16 protein-coding genes are annotated in these 18,339 nt (G+C 71.8%); 6 read left to right on the top strand and 10 right to left on the bottom strand.

All coding sequences use genetic code 11. The features are described 5' to 3' along the window. The 8 genes from WBN91_RS15980 to WBN91_RS15945 form a co-directional block, all read right to left on the bottom strand. Positions 1-906 carry an aldo/keto reductase gene (locus WBN91_RS15980; protein WP_337724543.1) on the bottom strand — a complete coding sequence of 302 codons (906 nt, stop codon included), beginning with the start codon at positions 904-906 and terminating at the stop codon, positions 1-3. A 44-nt stretch (positions 907-950) separates the two neighbouring features. Beyond that, positions 951-1,334, bottom strand: coding sequence for a MerR family transcriptional regulator (locus tag WBN91_RS15975; protein ID WP_121225280.1), 384 nt, complete (start codon positions 1,332-1,334; stop codon positions 951-953). 73 nt (positions 1,335-1,407) lie between these two features. Beyond that, the gene (locus WBN91_RS15970; RefSeq protein ID WP_337724495.1) at positions 1,408-2,550 is read right to left on the bottom strand and encodes a serine hydrolase domain-containing protein; all 1,143 of its coding nucleotides are present in this window, start codon (positions 2,548-2,550) and stop codon (positions 1,408-1,410) included. After that, the gene (locus tag WBN91_RS15965) at positions 2,550-3,530 is read right to left on the bottom strand and encodes a DUF6895 family protein (RefSeq protein ID WP_337724494.1); all 981 of its coding nucleotides are present in this window, start codon (positions 3,528-3,530) and stop codon (positions 2,550-2,552) included. The genes WBN91_RS15970 and WBN91_RS15965 overlap by 1 nt, the downstream gene beginning before the upstream one ends. Next, positions 3,527-4,243, bottom strand: a complete 717-nt coding sequence (locus WBN91_RS15960; RefSeq protein ID WP_337724493.1) for a hypothetical protein — start codon at positions 4,241-4,243, stop codon at positions 3,527-3,529. Before WBN91_RS15960 ends, WBN91_RS15965 begins: the two co-directional genes overlap by 4 nt. A 34-nt stretch (positions 4,244-4,277) precedes the next feature. Further along, positions 4,278-4,463 carry a hypothetical protein gene (locus WBN91_RS15955; RefSeq protein WP_337724492.1) on the bottom strand — a complete coding sequence of 62 codons (186 nt, stop codon included), beginning with the start codon at positions 4,461-4,463 and terminating at the stop codon, positions 4,278-4,280. Between the two features lie 307 nt (positions 4,464-4,770). Beyond that, positions 4,771-5,154 carry a type II toxin-antitoxin system death-on-curing family toxin gene (locus WBN91_RS15950; RefSeq protein ID WP_337724491.1) on the bottom strand — a complete coding sequence of 128 codons (384 nt, stop codon included), beginning with the start codon at positions 5,152-5,154 and terminating at the stop codon, positions 4,771-4,773. A 428-nt stretch (positions 5,155-5,582) separates the two neighbouring features. Further along, on the bottom strand, positions 5,583-5,789 hold the full coding sequence (locus WBN91_RS15945) for a type II toxin-antitoxin system VapB family antitoxin (protein ID WP_015105038.1): 207 nt from the start codon (positions 5,787-5,789) through the stop codon (positions 5,583-5,585). Positions 5,790-5,863: 74 nt separating this feature from the next. On the opposite strand from WBN91_RS15945, the gene WBN91_RS15940 reads away from it, so the two are divergent. Next, positions 5,864-6,460, top strand: coding sequence for a TetR/AcrR family transcriptional regulator (locus WBN91_RS15940; protein ID WP_337724490.1), 597 nt, complete (start codon positions 5,864-5,866; stop codon positions 6,458-6,460). 67 nt (positions 6,461-6,527) lie between these two features. Here the strand turns inward: WBN91_RS15940 and WBN91_RS15935 are convergent, their stop codons facing one another. Then, positions 6,528-7,805 carry a glycoside hydrolase family 18 protein gene (locus tag WBN91_RS15935; protein ID WP_337724489.1) on the bottom strand — a complete coding sequence of 426 codons (1,278 nt, stop codon included), beginning with the start codon at positions 7,803-7,805 and terminating at the stop codon, positions 6,528-6,530. Between the two features lie 222 nt (positions 7,806-8,027). On the opposite strand from WBN91_RS15935, the gene WBN91_RS15930 reads away from it, so the two are divergent. Beyond that, positions 8,028-8,867 (top strand): SDR family oxidoreductase, encoded by an 840-nt coding sequence (locus WBN91_RS15930; protein ID WP_337724488.1) that lies wholly within the window; start codon positions 8,028-8,030, stop codon positions 8,865-8,867. 47 nt (positions 8,868-8,914) lie between these two features. On the opposite strand, the gene upp is transcribed toward WBN91_RS15930, so the two are convergent. Beyond that, complete coding sequence (upp, locus tag WBN91_RS15925) at positions 8,915-9,538, bottom strand: uracil phosphoribosyltransferase (RefSeq protein WP_337724487.1); 624 nt, start codon at positions 9,536-9,538, stop codon at positions 8,915-8,917. A gap of 29 nt (positions 9,539-9,567) precedes the next feature. Here upp and WBN91_RS15920 point away from each other — a divergent pair, with 29 nt between their 5' ends. The 4 genes from WBN91_RS15920 (at position 9,568) to WBN91_RS15905 (ending at position 18,191) form a co-directional block, all read left to right on the top strand. Further along, entirely contained in the window at positions 9,568-14,880 is a 5,313-nt protein-coding gene (locus WBN91_RS15920; protein ID WP_337724486.1) for a trypsin-like peptidase domain-containing protein, read from the top strand. 52 nt (positions 14,881-14,932) lie between these two features. Further along, positions 14,933-15,592 (top strand): DUF1707 SHOCT-like domain-containing protein, encoded by a 660-nt coding sequence (locus WBN91_RS15915; RefSeq protein ID WP_337724485.1) that lies wholly within the window; start codon positions 14,933-14,935, stop codon positions 15,590-15,592. A 71-nt stretch (positions 15,593-15,663) separates the two neighbouring features. Then, positions 15,664-16,065 carry a hypothetical protein gene (locus tag WBN91_RS15910; RefSeq protein ID WP_337724484.1) on the top strand — a complete coding sequence of 134 codons (402 nt, stop codon included), beginning with the start codon at positions 15,664-15,666 and terminating at the stop codon, positions 16,063-16,065. Continuing rightward, positions 16,065-18,191: a bifunctional polysaccharide deacetylase/glycosyltransferase family 2 protein gene (locus tag WBN91_RS15905; protein ID WP_337724483.1), complete on the top strand. Its 2,127-nt coding sequence runs from the start codon at positions 16,065-16,067 to the stop codon at positions 18,189-18,191. The genes WBN91_RS15910 and WBN91_RS15905 overlap by 1 nt, the downstream gene beginning before the upstream one ends. Positions 18,192-18,339 lie beyond the last annotated feature (148 nt).

Genomic DNA, 18,339 nt, shown 5'->3' with positions numbered 1-18,339 from the left:
CTACCGGTTGGACAGGCGCAGCAACTCGGGCGTGTACCGCTCGCCGGCGGCGGGCGGGGTGGCGTCCTCGATCGCCTTCAGGTCGTCGGCGGACAGCTCGATGCTCGCCGCGGCGACGTTCTCCTCCAGGTACTTCACCCGCTTGGTGCCCGGGATCGGCACGACGTTCCCACCGCGGTGGTGCACCCAGGCGAGGGCCAGCTGAGCGGCCGTGACACCCCGTTCGGCGGCCAGCGCCCGCAGCGCCTCGACGATGCGCAGGTTGCGGTCGTAGTTGTCGCCGACGAACCGCGGCATGCCGCGGCGGTAGTCGTCCTCGTCGAGGTCCTCGCGCTTGACCTCGCCGGTCAGGAAACCGCGGCCCAGCGGCGAGAACGGCACGATGCCGATGCCCAGCTCCACGCACGTCGGCGCCACGGACTCCTCGATGTCCCGCGTCCACAGCGACCACTCGCTCTGCAACGCGGTGATCGGGTGCACGGCGTGCGCGCGGCGGATGGTCGCGGCGCTCGCCTCCGACAGGCCCAGGTAGCGGACCTTGCCCTCGGCGACCAGCTCGGCCATCGCGCCGACGGTCTCCTCGATCGGCACGGTCGGGTCCACGCGGTGCTGGTAGTACAGGTCGATGTGGTCCACGCCCAGCCGCCGCAGGGACGCCTCGCACGCCTGCTTGACGTAGGGCGCGTCGCCGCGGGGGCGGCGGTCGGGGTCGGCGAGGGAGAACTTCGTCGCCAGCACGGCCCGGTCCCGCCGGTCCGCGATGGCCCGCCCGACCAGCTCTTCGTTGGTGAACGGGCCGTACACGTCGGCGGTGTCCAGCAGCGTCACGCCCAGGTCCAGCGCGCGGTGGACGGTGCGGATCGACTCGGCATCGTCGCCGACGCCGTAGGACTGGCTCATGCCCATGCAGCCCAGGCCCTGCGGCCCGACTTCGAGGGCGCCCAGGAAAGTCACGCGGTGATCCCTTCCACGAAGGTGTGCTCGATCTGCTCGTAGTGCGCGATCTTGTACTCCAGCACGTCGAGGCAGGACTGGAGTTCGGCGATGCGTTCGCGCACGGACGCGCGGTGCTCGAACAGCATCTGCTTGCGCCTGCCCGCGGTGGCCGCGCCCCGGTGCCGCAACTGGGCGTATTCGCGCATCATCCGGATGGGCATGCCGGTGGTGCGCAGACGGGTGAGGAAGACGAGCCAGCTCAGGTCGTCGTCGCTGTAGGTGCGCCGGCCGCCGGAGTCCCGAGCAGGGGGGTCGACCAGCCCGATCCGTTCGTAGTAGCGCAGCGTGTCGATCGACAACCCGCTGCGCTCGGCCGCTTGAGCGATCGAGTAAGTCACCCCACGACCGTAGGAGCTGGAGTGCACTCCAGGTCAACCCGATTCCCGCACAACGTCCGCCTGGTTCAGCCCGTCAGGCGGACGCCAGCGCCCGTAGGGCCTCGTAGGACCGTTGGACGAACGGGGTGCGCAGGCCGGGTGCCGAGTTCGCCAGCGCGACCAGGGCTGTGCCGGATTCCGGGCTGTAGCCGGCGAAGGCGGTGAACCCGCGTGTGCCGCCTGCGTGGAAGAGGAGGGTGCGGCCGGGACGGGTGCGGCGGTTCCAGACCAGGCACACGTCGTCCGTGGTGCCGGGGCGTACGAGGCGGGGGCGGGCGACGTCGGCCAGGGCGGCGGCCAGCGGCGACGCGTCCCGGGAGGGCAGGGGCGCGGCGTCTTGGGCGAGTAGGTGGGCGGACGGCGGCGAGGCGTCCTGGGCGGATGGCGGCGTGGTGTTGTGGGCGGGTGGCCGCGCGGCGTCGTGGGCGGGCAGGGGTGAGGGGCCGTGGGCGGGCAGGGGTGTGGTGTGCGGGGTGAGGAGGGCGGTCAGGTAGCGCAGTAGGTCGGGGGCGGTGGATCGGAGTGCGCCGGCTGCGGGTAGGCCCGGGATGTGCCACGGCGGGCGGGGGCGGCCGTGCCAGTGGCCGGTGGCCTGGTGGATGTCGGTGCAGTCGGTGTCGTGCAGGCCCAGCGGGTGCAGGACGCGGTCAGCGAGCAGGTTCGCGTACGGGACGCCGGCGGCGCGGGCCAGTGCCAGGCCCAGCAGGGCGACGCCGTAGTTCGAGTAGCGGTAGGGCGGGCGGGTCCCGGTGTCGCGAGTTCTGGTGCGTGGGAGGGCGTTGAGCAGGTCGTTCGGGCCGAACGCCGCGTAGGGGTTGGTGAACCACCTCGGCAGTGCGGTGCGCAGCAAGCCGGGCGGGAGTCTGGGCAGGCCGGACGTGTGGGTGGCCAGTTGGGCCAGGGTGATCGGGGTGCGCAGGGAGTTCGGCGGGAGGTAGCGGGCCACGTCGTCGTCGTGGGAGACCTCGCCGGCCGCCACCATCTGGGCGAGCAGGAGCGCGGTGAACGTTTTGGTCAGCGACCCGATCTCGAAGCGCGTGCCCGGGGTGAGCGGGTCGCCATCCTGGGAGGTCACGCCGGACAGCAGCATGGTGTGCTCGTGCCGGCGACGGGCGGCGACCGCGACACCGGTCGCGCCGGGTGCGGCGGTCAGCAGTGGGACGAGGTGCTCCTCCATCAGCCGGTGAGCAGGCGGGACAGGGCGAGCGTTCCGGCGATCACCGCCACGACGGCCGGGTGCTGGTGGTCGGCGAACCGGGTGGCCGGGTCATCGGACACGGGGTCGCCGTCGCGCGGGACCAGGCCGTCGTCGTGCTGGACGGACGCCAGGACCTGCCACTCGGCGGGGTCCAGGTGGGGTTCGGGCAGGCACGCGCCGACGATGAGCAGCTCGCCGACGAGGTCCCACTGCGCCACCTCGGTCCAGACGTCGATCCAGACGGGGAGCCAGGCGGTCAGGTAGTCGGCGAGGTCGGGCGGCAGGTCGTGCGGGCGGGCTCCCCAGTCGGTGAGGTGGAAGACGGTGTGGGTGAGGCTGTAGCCGGTCGTCCAGTCGATCGCCCAGGGTTCGGGGGTGCCGCCCAGCCAGGTGGCGCGGGTCAGGGCCGTCCAGTCGGGGGCCGCGCCGATGCCGGTGGTGCGGCGCGCGTTGGCGACGGCGAGCGCCCGGTTGGGCAGGACCTCCGTCGCGGAGCCCACGGCGGCGCTGTGCTCCAGGAGGGCGTGCAACCGGTCGTGCCGCAGGCCGGCCCGGGCGAAGTGGGCGTAGGTCTCCAGCGGGTCAGTGAGCAGCCAGTGCCGCAGTTGGCGCTCGTAGAGCAGGTCGCCGGCGCGGAACTCCGACCAGGTGAAGTCGAGCAGCTCCCGGGCACGGGCGAGGGACGCCGGCCCCGCCACACCCTCGCGCAGGACCAGGGACGCGGCCAGCGCGGTCTCGCCGAGCGGCTTGTAGACGCGGTCCGGGTCGCCGATCTCGGTGGCGCCGGGTGGGAAGGCGCCGAGGTGGCGGTGGGTGTGGAGCCAGTCGAGGGCGGCCGTGGCGAGGCGGTGCGCGTGGTGTGTGGTCGTGTGGTGGGCCGCAGTCGCGTGGGAGTCCGTGGTCGCGTGAAAGTCCGTGGTCGCGCGGTGGTTCGTGGTCGCGTGGGGGTCCGTGGTCACGCCGCCTCCAGGAGCCTGCGGGTGATGGCCAGGTCGAGGGCCGTGCGCGCGCTCGTGCCCGCGTAGAGGCGCAGGTGTTCGGCGAGGAGGTGCGGGTCGAGCGGTTGGTCGATGCGGTCGTGGTGCAGCAGGGCGGTCCAACGGGCGAGCCGTACGGAGGTCGCGTGGTCCCGGCGCAGCAGAGACCGGGTGACACCCCGCGCCAGGGCCAGCGGTTGGCCGAACACCGCGTCCACGACCGGGCCGCCCAGTCCAGGCAGGGCGAGCGGGGCGAGCTGGGCGACGTGCACCGACCAGGTCTGCCACTCGACCGGGTCGCCCAGGACGGTGTCCGCGTCGCCCGGCGGGCCGGGGTCGGCTTCGCCCGGGTCGGCCAGGCGGAGCAGGGCGGTCGCGGTCGCCCAGTCGCGCCAGGCCGTGACGTGCTGCTCGTGCGAGGCGGGCGCGCGGACCACGGGGAAGCAGGCGAAGGAGTCGGACACGACCTCCACGTCACCCGGGTCGAGCAGGTGCCCCGTGAGCAGGTGCGGCGCGAACAGGTCGGACCCGACCAACCGCACCGCACCGAGCACGAGCGTGCGATCACCACACGCGTCGACGTGCGCCACCAACCCGGGCCGCTCCCGCCCGCGCAGGGCGTCGACCACCTGACCGGCGAGCACGTCGGCGGCGCCGGCCAGGGAGGTCTCCGCGACGCGACCGCCGGTCGTCATCGTCCGGTGCCCCTGGGGTTTCTGGTGTTCGGGGTCACCGGTCCTTGGGCTCCTTCGGCACGGGCGGCGAGATGAGCAGGCCGAGCAGGAGGCCGCCGGCGGCGTGCGGTTCGTAGAGGGGCGCGTCGCTGACCGGTGTTTCGGGTGGGGCCATCAGGGCGGTGAACGCGGTGCGCTCTTCCGTGGTGGCGGCGGGGTGGGCGAGGGTGTGGAGGGCCATCGCGGTTCTCCTCGAATCGGGACACCGCTGTCGGTGTCCGGCCGACTACGTGGTTCGAGTGCAACACAGTGGACGGTGGTTGAGCGGTCGAACCATCCGTGTGAGTGACAAGCGTCGAGGCACGCGAGGACCCCGAAAGTGTTGCGCGCCAATGGCTTCCACCACCCACCGCAACCCCGCGTCGGGTTGAGCCACTCAGCGGATGCGGCCGAACAAAGCTTGGCTCGGTGGGTGGGCGTGGCGGAATCAGGGCTCGGCGTTGTGGGGGTGGCGCCGGGTCCTGGGGGTTCCGCTTGGGTTGGGTGGGTCAGTCGTCCTTGGGGATGCTCCACGCTTCCAGGTGCGCTGCCATGCCTGGGACGTCGATCTGTTCCCGGCCCAGTGCGCGGACCAGGTCCAAGGCCTCGTCCTCCTCCGCGTCGATCCACCAGCCGTTGATGTCGCACAGCGTCACCGCCGCCACCCAACCCAGCCGCCAGTTGCCCTCTGTCAGGGGGCGGGTGCGCACGATCGAGTCGAGTAGGGCCGATGCTTTCAGCCAGAGCGTGTCGTAAGCCTCGACGCCGAGCACCGTGGCTCGGGGCCGGTGCGCTGCGGAATCGAGGAGACCTAAGTCGCGCACGACCAGATCTCCGCCGGTGACGGCGGTCGCCAGCACGAGCAAGTCGCCGGCGTCGAGGTAGTTGACCACTGCTTGACGCGCTCCCTGTCCTGAGCGGCGGGGACTTCGGCGCGGCCACGCCTCGTCCGGGATGCCTCCGGCACCTCCGACCACCTCAGGTCCGTGTAACCCGACCGCACCGGTGGCGGCGGGGATGGTGTCGACCGCGCGGCGCACCGAGGTGCACACCCGCCGCGGCCCGATCTTCAACGGCGCACCATACCTGGGCGCCCAACGGCGGCGGGCGCGTTCGCACCGGACGGCGGGGAGCGTGAGCTTGTTACGTCGATTGAGCTGCATGGACTCAGACTATCGAACATGTGTTCGAACGTCAGGGCATCTCACTCGATCGGGAATGAATGGATGTTCGGGCCGAGCCGGGAGGGCGAGCCGGCCTGCGGTTCAGGCCAAGCCCGGGGTCGGTCGGGCCGAACTGGGAGCGCGGGCAGAGCCGGAGCTCAGGCTGAGCCCAAGCGGTCCAGCAAGCCGCGGTACTTGGGCAGTACGCGCCCGAGCACCTCGGACAGCTGCTCCTCCTTCTGCAACCTGGCCCACCGCTCGGCCAGTGCGAGCCGCACGACCTCCTGCTTCGACCGGCCCTCGGCCGCGGCCAGCTCGTCGAGCCGCCGGTTCTCCTCGTCGCTCAGACGCAGGGTCATCGCCATGTCCAGCACGGTACCAACCTGATACCACACTGGCTAGGGCGAGTTTTATAACACTGTTGCGATAGAATGCCCCGGTGCCACGACCGAAGACCCACGACGACGCGCTCCGCGTCCGCCTCCTGGACCGGGCAGGCGAGCTGCTGTCCACCGAAGGACCGGGCGCTTTGAGCTTGCGCAGGCTCGCGTCGGATGTCAACACGTCCACCACGGCCGTGTACTCGCTGTTCGGCGGCAAACCGGCACTCCTGGACGCCCTTTACGAGGAGGCGTTCCGGCGCTTCGGGGACCGGCTCGCGGCACTGCCGGAGACCGGCGACCCCGTCGAGGACATCGTCCGGATCGGCCTGACCTACCGGGACAGCGCCCTGGCCGATCCCCAGTTCTACCTGGTCATGTTCAGCAAGGTCGTCCCGAACTTCACCCCGTCGGAGGAGACCAACGCCGCCGCGGCCGAGACGTTCACGCCGCTGGTGGCCAACGTCCGCCGCGCGGTCGAGTCGGGTCTGTTCGTGGACGCGCCGCACGAGCACATCGCGCTGGCCATGTGGGGCATGGTGCACGGCCTGGTCAGCCTGGAGCTCAACGGCAACCTGCCGCCGGGCGTCGAGATCGCCCCCGCCTACGAGAGCGCCATCCGCGCCCACATCGACGGCTGGCGCAAGCGGTCCTGAGCAAGAGGGTGGGGTCCGGGGAGGAGGCCGCCGCGAAACCTCCCCGGACCCCGGTGGACCGTCCCGGTCAGGACAGCCCGTCTCGGAGGGCGCGGATGAGTTCGCCGTCGGCGGTGTCGCCGTCCAGCGACCAGATCATCGCGCCGCCCAGCCCGCGTTCGGCCACGTAACGACCCTTGCGCTTCATCTCCACCGGGTCGTCCCACGTCCAGAACGTCGTGCCGTCGAACAGCCACGCGTGCCCGGCCTTGGGGTCGCGGTGCACGGTGAACTTGCCCAGTTGCGCCTTTAAGATGCGGTAGTCCTCGTACCCGGCCTCGTAGGTCGCGGGCGCGGGACCAGTAGCGGACTGGAAGAGGCCGTTGTTCTCGTTGCGCACGCCGGTCCAGCCCCGGCTGTAGAACGGCACGCCCAGCACGGTCTTGCTCCTCGGCGCACCGCGGCTCAGGTAGTGGTCGATCGCCACCTGCGTGCTGAACTTCGGCGTCGTCGGGTCGGCCGCCGGGGTGCGCAGCGCGGACTGCTGGTTGGTCAGCGGGTCCCAGGCGCCGTGGTAGTCGTAGCCCTGGATGGTGGCGAACGTCAGCAGGGCGAAGACCTTCGGGATCTCGAAGCCCCGGTCGGCCTGCACCGGGTCGGCGGGCAGGAACGCGGTCAGGTCGTACCGCTTGCCGGTGCGCCAGCTCAACGCCGTCAGCTGCTTGCGGTACTCGACCAGCAGGGCCGTGAAGTTCGCGCGGTCCTCGGGCCGGACGACGTTGCCGGGCGCGCCGGGGCTCGCGGGCCACTCCCAGTCGAGGTCGATGCCGTCGAACACGCCCGCCGCCGCGCCGGGCGCGGTGCCGACCAGGTTGCCCTTGAGCCACAGGTCCAGGCACGACTTCACGTGCGCCGCGCGGGACTCGGGCGTGAGGGCTGCGTCGGAGAAGTGCTTGGACCCGGTCCACCCGCCGAGCGAGATGTTGACCCGGAGCCGCGGGTACTTCGCCTTGAGCTGCTTGAGCTGGTTGAGGTTGCCCAGCAGCGGCTGGCCGGCCTCGTCGGCCTTGCCGCTGACGCTCTGCTCGGCCGAGAACGGCCGCTGGTAGTCGGCCCACGGGTCGGAGCTGACGCACTTGCCGGTCTCGTCGAGGAACCCGAACGCGTAGTTCAGGTGGGTGAGCCGGGGGGCGGTCCCGTTGTCGACCAGGTTCTTGACCAGGAAGTTCCGGTCGTACCCGGCCCAGTTGGTGTAGTAGCCGACGGTCCGCACGCCGTCCCGGTCGTGCGCGCCGGCGTGCGGCGCGAGCGACACCGTGAGCGCGGACGCCAGGAGGGCCGGGAGCACCCATCTCCTGCTCGACATGCTTCTCCTCGCGGGTGGAGGCGGCGGTGATGTGGTCCAGACCACGGTAGGGCTGAGGTCTAGACCACCTCTACGCCCGTTCGGCCGAATCCGGTCATACCGACCACTTCCACTACGGCTTGCCGTTCACAGTTGGTGCAAAAGTTTGCATGTGCGCGGACCGGTCGAGGCGCGCTAGCGTGCCGGTGTTCAAACTTGAATATCGGCTGACTAGGGGGAACCGTGACGATCCTGGTGACCGGCGCGACGGGCAACGTCGGCAGGCACGTGGTGGCGCAACTGGTGAAGGAGGGTGCGGAGTTCCGGGCGTTGACCCGCAACCCGGACAAAGCGGACCTGCCGGCGGGCGTCGAGACTGTGAAAGGCGACCTCGCCCGCCCGGACGAGCTGCCGCTGGACGGCGTGACGGCGGTGTTCCTGCTGGCGGTGCTGGAGTCCGCCGACGCCGCCGGCCTGGCGGGCGCCCTGCTCGACCGGGCGCGCGACCTGCGGCGGGTGGTGTTCCTGTCCAGCGACGCGGTGACGGTCCAGCGGCCGGGCAGCTACGAGCTGCACGAGTCGGTCGAGAAGGTGATCGAGGCGTCCGGTCGCGAGTGGACGCACGTGCGCCCCGGCGAGTTCATGTCGAACAAGCTCATCTGGGCGGGAAGCATCAAGCAGGACAACGTGATCCGCCACGCCTACCCGGACGCGCCCGGCGCTCCCGTGCACGAGGCCGACATCGCCGAGGTCGCCGTGCGGGCGCTCCTGGACGACGGCCACGCGGGCAAGGCGTACCCGCTGAGCGGTCCGGAGCTGCTCACCAACCGGCAGCAGGCGGCGGCCATCGGCGCGGGCCTGGGCCGGGAGATCGGCTTCGAACCGCTGACCTACGGCCAGGCGCGGGCGAGCCTCATCCGGGACGTGGGCCTGCCCTACGACGTGGCGGAGTACATCCTGGGCTACCACACGCAGTTCAACGAGGAGCCGCCGACGGTGTGGCCCACGTTCGAAGAGGTCGTGGGGCGGCGCGGGCGGACGCTGACCGAGTGGGCGGCCGACCACGCGGCCGAGTTGAGCTGACCTTCAGGAGACGCGCTGCGCGAGCACTCGCGCAGCGCGTCGGGTGGTCAGACCGCGCCGTACTGGCGGTCGCCGGCGTCGCCCAGCCCCGGGACGATGAAGCCCGAGTCGTTCAGGCGCTCGTCGACGCTGGCGGTCACCAGGCGCACCGGCAGGCCGGAGTCCTCCAGGTGCTTGATGCCCTCCGGGGCCGCCAGCGCGCACACCGCCGTCACGTCCGTCGCGCCCCGGTCGGTGAGCAGGCGGATCGTGTAGGCCATCGAACCGCCGGTGGCCAGCATCGGGTCCAGCACGAAGACCGGGCGGCCGGCCAGCGACTCCGGCAGCGACTCCATGTACGGGGTCGGCTGGAGCGTCTCCTCGTCGCGGGCGAGGCCGACGAAACCCATCTGGGCGTCCGGGATGAGCTTGTGCGCCTGGTCCGCCATGCCCAGCCCGGCGCGCAGCACCGGCACCAGCAGCGGCGGGTTGGCCAGGCGGTACCCGGTGGTCCGGGCGACGGGCGTGTGGACGCGCTCCTCGGCGACCGGGGCGTTCCGCGTGGCCTCGTAGACCAGCATCACGGTGAGTTCGTGCAGCGCGGCGCGGAAGGCGGCGTTGTCGGTGCGCGCGTCGCGCATCGTGGTGAGCCGTGCCCTGGCCAGGGGGTGATCGACGACGAGGACGTCCATAAGCAGACAGTATGTGGTACAGGTAGGCGGTGCCCGACGGCTCCTTACCGCCCTCCGTGGCCCGGTTCACCCGAGACGGCCTGGTCGTGGGGTTGGGGGTGCTGGTCGGCGCCCGGCAGATCGTGACCTGCGCGCACGTCGTGAACCTCGCCCTGGGGCGGGAGAAGCTCTCCGGTGACCGGCCCGACCGCGTCGAGGTGCAGGTCGGTGGGCACCGCATGGTGGCCGTGGTGGCGCAGTGGGTGCCGCCGCCGGTCCGGGAGGGGGCGCCGGGGGACGACGTGGCCGGGCTCGTGGTGGACGTGGACGTCCCCGTCGCGCCGGCTCGGCTGGTCACCACCCTGCCCGGGGTCGGGCAGGAGGTCCGGGTCTTCGGTTATCCCGGGAAACCGGTGCGGCCCAACGGGTCCTGGGTGACCGCCGTGGTCCGGGGCGAGGTGGACGGCGGGCTGGTGCAGCTGGACTCCGCGTCGGCGATCCACGTCCAGCCGGGGTTCAGCGGCAGTCCGGTGTGGGACGTGGCCGGCGGGCGGGTGATCGGGATCGTCGCCACCGCCGGGCGCGGCGCGGCCGACAGCTACGCCGTGGGGGCCGAACGGTTGCGGCAGGTGTGGCCCGACGTGCTGGACCGGCGTCGGCGGCACGTGGACGACGGGGTGGCGGAGCTGACGATCGTGCAGCCGGCCGGGCCACGGTTCGGCGGCCACGTCCCGCCGGCGACCGAGCGGCTGGTCGAGGACCTGGCCGACGTGCGCCCGGACCTGCTGATCGTTGCTGGGGACCTGACCGAGCACGGGTTGCGCAGCGAGTTCGAGCAGGCGTTCGCGTGGCTGGCCGAGGTGGCCGAGGCGGTGGAGTTGCCGCGTGACCGGGTGGTGGTCGTACCGGGTGCGCACGACGTCAACCGCAAGGCGTGCCAGGCGTACTTCTTGCGGATGGAGGCCGAGGAGCGGGAGCCGCTGCCTCCTTACTGGGCCAAGTGGGAGCAGTACGCGGAGGCGTTCCAGCGGTTTTACCGGGATGTGCCGGTCGCGTTCACGGCCGACGAGCCGTGGTCGTTGTTCGAGGTGCGGGACCTGGCGGTCGCGGTGGCCGGGTTCAACTCCACGATGGCCGACAGCCACCTGGGCGAGGCCGAGCCCGAGTTCGGTGAGGAGCAAGTGACCCGGCTGACGCGCAGGCTCGCCGAGTTCCGCGAGCGGGGTTGGTTCTCCGTTGGAGTCGCCAACCGCACGGACAGCGAGCTGCTGTTCTGGAGTCAGCGCCTGCACCTGATCAGGGACGGCCGACTGGCCCCGAACTCCTACGACGTCCTGCGGATCGACCCGGCCGGTTTCCACCGCCGCACCAGGCGGCTGGTGGACGGCCGCTGGACCTCCGAGACGCACCCCCGTGTGGAGATGCCCTGGTCGTCGGCCGAACGCACCTTCGGATCCACAGTGCGGCGGCACCCGCGGCCCACCGAGGTGCGGCAGGCGGACGGGTTCTTCGAGCGGGTCGTGGAGGCGACGAAGGTCGACCGGCCCGGCGCGACCGTCACGCCCAACCGCGGCAACTCCTACCTGCGGGTCACCGAGCGCAGGCCGGGCGGCGGGATCGAGCAGTGGCCGGTGTTCGTGACGGACGGCCCGGTGACCCGAGAGGTGCTCGACGGGTTCCGGGACACCCACCTGCGGTTCGCCGAGCAGGACCCGCAGACCCGGTCGGAGCTGGTGCACGGCGGTCCGCCCGCGCCCGCCGATGTCGTGGCGCACGCGTTGAGCCTGGGCATCCGGGTCCGCAGCTGGATCGACTACCAGGGCCTGGTGGACCTGCGGGCGTTGGAGGAGCAGCAGCGGCGGACGCTCGCCGACGACGCGATCTACCCGGCGGAACTGTATGTGCCGCAACGGTTCCGCGAGCTGGGGCGGTTGCACTCCGGTGACGTGGCGGACGACCTGTTGGACCGGGTCGTGCGGTGGCTGGCCACGGACTCCGCGCGGTTCGTCATGGTGTTGGGGGACTTCGGGCGCGGGAAGTCGTTCCTGCTGCGGCAGTTGGCGCGCGAGCTGCCGACGCGGTTGCGCGGCCTCACGCCCGTCCTGATCGAGTTGCGCAGCCTGGAGAAGGCCCCGTCGCTGGACACGCTGCTGATCCAGCACCTCTCCCGGGCCGGTGTCGAGGAGATCAGCGCGCCCAAGCTCAAGTACATGATCGACAGCGGCCGGGTGGCGCTGCTGTTCGACGGGTTCGACGAGCTGGAGCTGCGGGTCGGCTACGACAACGCCACCGACTACCTGCGCGTCCTGCTGCACCGGGTGGACGACCGGGCGAAGGTCGTGCTGACCAGCCGGACCCAGCACTTCCGACTGACCAGCGACGTGCTCAACGTGCTGGGCGAGCAGGTCACGTCGATGGCGTCCAGCCGGGTGGCGCTGCTGGAGGACTTCACCGACGAGCAGATCCGCGACTTCCTGACCCGCCACCACAAGGGCGACGCCGACCGCGCCCGCGCGAGGTTCGAGCTGCTCGGGGACGTCCGCGACCTGCTCGGGCTGTCCCGCAACCCGCGGATGCTGTCGTTCATCGCCGACCTGGACGAGGACCGGCTGCGGGCGGTCGAGCGGCAGGAGGGCCGGATCAGCGCGGCCGAGCTGTACCGGGAGCTGGTGGACCACTGGCTGGTCAAGGAGACCGACCGGCAACGCCACCCCTCGGGCCTGCCGTCGCTGGACGAACGGGAACGCCTCGACGTCTGCACCGCCCTGGCCCTGCGGCTGTGGGCGACCACCGCGCCCGCGATCCGCGAATCCGACCTCGGCGCGGCGGCGGCGACCCTGGCCCGGCTCACCGAACGCGGCTACTCGCACGCGCAGGCGCAGCACGCCGTGGGCTCGGGGACGCTGCTGGTGCACACCGAGGACGGGTTCGGGTTCGTGCACCAGTCCGTGATGGAGTGGCTGGTCGCGAACGCAGCGGCCCGCCGGCTGGACGGGATGGAGGACGTCGCGAACCGCGTGATGTCCCCGCTGATGGTCGACTTCTTCTGCGACCTGGCAGGCCACGACGCCGCCCGCGAGTGGGCGCGCGGGGTGCCGGGCGACGCGCCGGAGGCGGTGAAGCAGAACGCGTCCGCGGTGCTGGCGCGGTTGGGCAGTCCCGAACGGACCGACCTGAGCGGGATGGACCTGCGCGGCCGGGACCTGGCCCGGTGGTTCGACCTGCGCGAGGCGAAGCTGGCCCACAGCGACCTGCGCGGGCAGCGGTTGACCGACGTCGTGCTGACCGGGGCGGACCTCACCGGGGCGGACCTCACCGGCGTCCGCGTGACCGGTGGTGACCTGACCGGGGCGGGGCTGGCCGGGAGCACGTGGCGGCGGGCGGCGCTGATCGAGGTGGACGGGGTCGCGGACCAGCCCGAACTGGCAGACGCGGCGGTGGTCGGGCGAGACGCGGCGGAGGTCGTGTTCGGGGCGTCCGGCGGGGCGGAGTCGGTCGCGTACTCGCCGGACGGGGACCTGCTCGCGGTGAGCCGCGGGTCGGTGGTGGAACTGGTCGACGTGGCCACGGACAAGGTGCTGCGGGTGCTGCGCGGCCACACCGACTGGGTCATGGACGTGGTCTTCTCCCCCGACGGCACCCGCGTGGCCACGGCGTCCGCCGACGGCACGGCCCGGGTCCACGCGGTCACGGGCGAACACCTCGCCACCCTCACCGGGCACGACGGCCCGGTCTGGGCGGTGGCGTACTCACCCGACAGCCAGGTCGTCGCTACGGCCGGCGAAGACCACACGACCCGTCTGTGGTTCGACGGCGAGCACTTCGCCACCTTGGAAGGGCACACCGGACCGGTCTGGGCGGTCGACTTCGCGCCGGGCGGGGGCGTCCTCGCCACGGCCTCGGCCGACGGCACAGTGCGCATGTGGCACCTCTCGGGCGCCCCCGCGGGCAGGATCGACGCTGCGCAAGGCCCGCTGCGCGATGTGGCCTACGCGCCGCACTCGACCTACCTCGTCACTGCCGGCGTGGACGGCACCGCACGCCTGTGGACCCCCCGCGGCGCCCCCGTCCGCACGCTCCGCGGTCACACCGGGCCGTTGTGGGCCGTCGCTTTCTACCGGGACGGCCACCACATCGCCACCGCGTCGGAGGATGGCACCGCCCGCGTGTGGGATGTCGTCGGAAACTTGCTCGGGGGGTTCGAGGGACACACCGGACCGGTGCGAGACGTCGCTTTCACGGGCGACACCCTCAGCCTGACCACCACGTCCACCGACGGCACGGTGCGGACCTGGAGCGCGCTCGGGAGCACGCAACTCTCACTGGTGCCGGCCCGCGAGGGCGCGGTGCACTGCGCGATCTACTCGCCGGACGGCAGGCAGTTGGCGACGGCGTCCCACGGTCGAGCGCACATCTGGACCACGACCGGCGCCTCCCCAGTCGGCGACCAGGGTGACCGGGTGACCCGGCTCGCCTACTCGCCGAGCGGCTGGGAACTCGCCGCCGCCGCCACGAACGGCACTGTGCGCATCTCGTCCCCGGACGGCGCGCGCGTGATCCACGCACACAACGGCCCAGTCAACGACGTGACCTTCTCGCCGGGGGGCAGGTTCCTCGCGACGGCGGGTGACGACGGCACCGCCGCCGTGTGGAACCTCGAAGGCGAACTGGTCACCATGATCGGGGGCCACACCGACAAGGTGACCTCGGTGGCCTTCGCACCCGACGGGAGCCACCTGGCGACCGCGTCCTACGACGGCACGGTCCGCACGTGGAGCGTGTCAGGTGGCAGGCAGATCGACCGGATCGAGGGACCTCTCGGCCCGGTGAACGACGTCGTCTACTCGCCGGGCGGCCGTGGTCTCGCGATCGGCACCCGCTTCCCCGCGCTATGGAGACCGTCGCAGCCGCTCACCCACCTGGTCGGCCACTCAAAGCAGGTGTTGGCCGTGGCCTGGTCGCCCGACGGCCGGACCGCCGCCACCGCTTCGGAGGACGGCACGGCCCGCGTCTGGACCACCGAGGGCGAGCCGATCGTCACGTTGGCGGGCCACGACGGTCCGGTGTGGACGGTCGAGTACGCGCCGGACGGGCGGCACCTCGTCACCGGCTCCCACGACGGCACCACCCGGATCTGGTCCCTCGCCGGCGACCTGCTCGTCACGCTGGTCAGCAGCCCCCTGGGCTGGGCGGCGGTGACGCCCGACGGGGCCTATCGGACCGGTGGGGACGTGTCGGACCTGGTGTGGTGGGCGGTCAAGTTGTGCCGGTTCGAGGTGGGTGAGTTGGACGGGTACTACGAGAACGTGCGGCCGATGACGGACGGTGCGCCGATCCCCGGGCTGCGGTCCGGGGCGTGGTGAGAGATCGCCGGTGTGGTCGTCAAACGGGGGCGGCCCTCCTAGACTCACTCTGGTGAGTGACGAGTTGCCGGACCCCAGTCGGATGCGTGCCTCGGACGCCGACCGCGAGCAGGTCGCCAAGGTGCTCCAGAAGGCCCACGGCGAAGGCCGGCTGGACCTGCACGAGCTGGACGAGCGGCTCGGGCAGGTGTACGCGGCCAAGACCTACGGGGAGCTGGTGCCGCTCACCGCCGACCTGGGGATGCCCGGGATCGTCGTCCCGCAGCCGATCCAGCAGGTGCAGCCCTACCAGCAGCACCTGCCGTCGAGCCGCGTGGTGGGCAGTGGCTCCGGGCCGACGACGTCCATCGCGTTCTGGTCGGGGGTCGACCGCAAGGGCGACTGGGTGGTGCCGGCCACGCACAGCGTCGTCGCGATCATGGGTGGCGTGGCGCTGGACCTGTCGCGGGCGCGGTTCGCGCAGGAGCACACGACGATCAACGTGTTCGCGTTCTGGGGCGGCGTGGAGATCTCCGTGCCCGAGGACGTCACCGTGCGGGTCGACGGCACCGGGATCATGGGCGCGTTCGAGGACTCCACCTACAAGACGCCGACCGTGCCGGGTGGCCCGGTCGTGCGGATCACGGGCGTGGCCATCATGGGCGGTGTCGAAGTGCGCCGGCCCAAGCGGAAGAAGATCAAGGGCCACAAGCGGGACGAGCTGGAGGACTGAGGCCCGCTTCTCACCCGGTCGTGTGAGGGGCTAGTCTTCGGCGTCCCCGCCCCCGCCCCTTGCGATGTCGAATGACGACCACCACTGATCAGACCCCGGTCTTCGTCGACCCGAGCGGACGCCGCCGCCGCGTGCTGCGCGTCCTCATCGGCGTCGCGGTCGCCGGTGTGCTCGTCTACGTGGCGCTGCTGGTCGTGGCGCTGTCCGGTGGCCCCGTGAAGCCGTCGTCGCTGCTGCCGATCCCGGCCGCGGAGGACGCGCCCACCGCCACGACGACCGCGCCGCCGACCACGACCCAAGCGGTCACGACGACCGAGACCGCCACCGCGCCGGGCACCCCGGCGCGGACCACCACCGGGGGCACGTCCTCGGTCACCACGACCGCCGAACCGACGCCGCCGAGCACACCGGGCAGCAAGCGGACCGACCCGCCGGGCGCGTCCAACCGGCCCACCCCGCCCGGCAGGGGTTGATGTCCCGCCCGTCGCCGCGCGCCCACTGGGTGCTGCTGTCGCTGTCGATGGTGGTGCTGCTGGCGTTGCTGCTGCTGGACCTGTTCGTGGTCAAGCGGGTCGGCCAGGGCGAGGCCCCGGTCGCCGGCCCCGCGAACATCGTGCCCGACGCGCTGCGCGCCGGCGGCCCGCTGATCGGCACGGACGGCGACAAGCTGGTGTCCCGCGCGGCACCGGAGAAGACCGTCGTGCTGACCTTCGACGACGGCCCCGACCCCCGCTGGACCCCCGAGGTGCTGGACGTCCTGCGCCGCCACGACGTCAAGGCGACGTTCTTCGTCACCGGCGTCGCCGCCGCGCAGCACCCGGACCTGCTGGAACGGGTGGTCGCCGAGGGCCACGAGGTCGGGCTGCACACCTTCACCCACGTCGACCTGGGCCAGATCGGCGAAACCTGCACGAGCCTGGAACTCGACCAGACCCGGCTGGCGCTGGCCGGCGCGGTGGGCCGCGTGAGCACCCTGGTCCGCCCGCCCTACTCGGCCACTCCCGACGCCCTGGACAACGACGACCTGGCGGCCGTGGAGCGGGTCGTGGCGTCCGGCCACCTGGTCCTGCTGTCGGACCTGGACACCGAGGACTGGCGCAACCCCGGCGCGGACGCCATCGCGTCGGCGGCAATGCCCCAGGACGACCGCGGCGCCGTGGTCCTGATGCACGACGGCGGCGGCGACCGCTCCCAGACCGTCGCCGCCCTGGAACAGGTCGTGCCCAAGCTCAAGGAGCAGGGCCGGCAGTTCCGAACGGCGAGCGACGCCCTGGGCCTCGACACGGCGCAGGAGGCCGGCGCCGTCGAACGGTCCGCCGGCGTCGCGGTGTCACTCGCGGTGCGTGCCGCAGGCTTCGCGACCGACATGATGGGCTGGCTAGTCGTCGTGTCCGCGGTACTGGCCCTGCTCCGCGCAGTCCTCCTACTGGCCACCACAGGCATCCACGCCCGCCGCAAACCCGGCCGCCACGCTAGACCCCTGCCGCCACAACCGGTGACCGTGATCGTGCCCGCGTACAACGAGGAAGCCGGCATCGAGGCGACCCTGCGGACCATCCTGTCCAGCACCGCGGACGTCCGGGTCATCGTCGTGGACGACGGCTCGACCGACCGGACCAGCGAGGTGGTCCAGTCCCTGGGCCTGCCACGGGTGGTCCTGATCCGCCAGCCCAATGCGGGCAAGGCAGCAGCCCTGAACACCGGCCTGCGCCACTGCCGCACGGAACTGGTGGTCATGGTCGACGGCGACACCGTGCTGGAGCCCGACACCGTCGCCGAACTGGTCCGCCCGTTCGCCGACCCGAGGGTCGGTGCGGTGTCCGGCAACGCCAAGGTCGGCAACCGAACCGGCCTACTGGGCCGCTGGCAGCACATCGAATACGTGATCGGCTTCAACCTAGACCGACGCATGTACGACGTCATGGAGTGCATGCCCACCGTCCCCGGCGCAGTCGGCGGCTTCCGCCTGAGCGCACTGCGCGAGGTGGGCGGGGTCCCAGAAGACACCCTGGCCGAGGACACCGACCTGACGATGGCACTGGAACGCGCCGACTGGGCCGTGACGTACCAGGAGTCGGCCAGGGCGTGGACCGAGGCCCCGGCATCCCTGGGCCAGCTGTGGCGGCAGCGGTACCGGTGGTGCTACGGCACTTTGCAGGCGATGTGGAAGCACCGAGGCGCTCTGTTCGACCGCGGCTTGGGCGGGCGTTTGGGACGGCGGGGATTGCCTTACCTGGCTCTGTACCAGGTCGTGCTGCCGATGCTCGCGCCTGCCATCGACGTGTTCGCGGTGCTGAGCTTGTTCACCGATCCCGGGCGCGGGGCTTGGGCGTGGTTCGGCTTCCTGATCCTCCAGCTGGTGCCCGCGGTGATCGCGTTCAGGCTGGACCGGGAGAGCCTGCGGCCGTTGTGGGCGGTCTTGTTGCAGCCGATCGTGTACCGGCAGCTCATGTACTTGGTGGTCATCCAGTCGATCGTCACGGCCATCGCGGGCGCACGACTGCCGTGGCAGAAGCTCAAGCGGACGGGAACGGCCGCACAGGCCGCCCCCGAACCACTGCTTGAGGACCCGATCACCACCCCAATCCGCCGCCCCTGACCAGCCCATCCACAACGCCCTTCGCGCACAGCGCTCTCCTTGCCTGCCACGCACCACCCCCGCGCACACAGGCTTTTCACGAAGCTGCCGCACGGCACTCCCCTACCTGGGCTTCTTGCTTGTGTCATCCCCGTATGGCCTGCCCGAA

It is taken from the genome of Saccharothrix sp. CCNWYY140, from assembly GCF_037401995.1.
Lineage (GTDB): Bacteria > Actinomycetota > Actinomycetes > Mycobacteriales > Pseudonocardiaceae > Actinosynnema.
This window is presented reverse-complemented; position numbering and strand designations above follow the sequence as displayed.